The 1154-nt window shown below is 57.4% G+C and carries 1 protein-coding gene; it reads right to left on the bottom strand.

Going from position 1 to position 1154, the window contains the following annotated elements:
• On the bottom strand, positions 1-1154 hold a 1154-nt coding region (gene tuf / locus DSM25558_RS27565; protein WP_077107786.1), incomplete at both ends, for an elongation factor Tu.

The raw sequence follows: 1154 nt of genomic DNA on the forward strand, positions 1-1154 counted from the left end.
ATGCCAGCGTGCCAGCGCCGACGGTACGGCCGCCTTCGCGGATCGCGAAGCGCAGCTTTTCTTCCATCGCGATTGGAACGATCAGTTCGACTTCAACGGTAACGTTGTCGCCTGGCATAACCATTTCCGTGCCTTCTGGAAGCGAAACGATACCGGTCACGTCAGTCGTACGGAAGTAGAACTGTGGACGGTAGTTCGTGAAGAACGGTGTATGACGACCGCCTTCTTCCTTCGTCAGGATGTAGGCTTCAGCCATGAACTTCTTGTGCGGCTTGACAGAGCCGGGCTTGCAAAGAATCTGACCACGCTCAACGCCATCGCGCTGTACGCCACGAACCAGTGCGCCGATGTTGTCGCCAGCCTGGCCCTGATCGAGCAGCTTGCGGAACATTTCAACGCCGGTGACCGTCGTCTTCGAGGTTGCCTTGATGCCGACGATTTCGACTTCTTCACCAACCTTGACGATACCGCGCTCAACGCGACCCGTCACAACCGTGCCACGGCCAGAGATCGAGAACACGTCTTCGATTGGCATCAGGAACGGCAGATCGATTGGACGCTCTGGCGTTGGGATGTAGGCGTCAACCTGAGCCATCAGCTCGCGGATGGCGTCTTCGCCGATCTTCTTGTCGCTATCCTCAAGAGCAGCAAGAGCCGAACCCTTGACGATTGGAATATCGTCGCCTGGGAAGTCGTAGGACGACAGAAGTTCGCGAACTTCCAGTTCTACCAGTTCCAGCAGTTCTGCGTCGTCAACCTGGTCAACCTTGTTGAGGAACACAACGATCGCAGGAACGCCAACCTGACGCGCCAGCAGAATGTGCTCGCGGGTCTGTGGCATTGGGCCGTCGGCTGCAGAGCAAACCAGGATCGCGCCGTCCATCTGGGCAGCACCGGTGATCATGTTCTTCACGTAGTCGGCGTGGCCGGGGCAGTCGACGTGCGCGTAGTGACGAGCAGGTGTCTCGTATTCAACGTGTGCCGTCGAAATCGTGATACCGCGGGCCTTTTCTTCCGGTGCAGCGTCGATCTGGTCATACGCCTTGTATTCGCCGAAATACTTCGTGATCGCAGCAGTCAACGACGTCTTGCCGTGGTCAACGTGACCAATCGTGCCAATGTTGACGTGCGGCTTGTTGCGCTCAAACTTGCTC

The organism is Agrobacterium sp. DSM 25558 (assembly GCF_900100825.1).
Taxonomy (GTDB): Bacteria; Pseudomonadota; Alphaproteobacteria; order Rhizobiales; family Rhizobiaceae; genus Agrobacterium.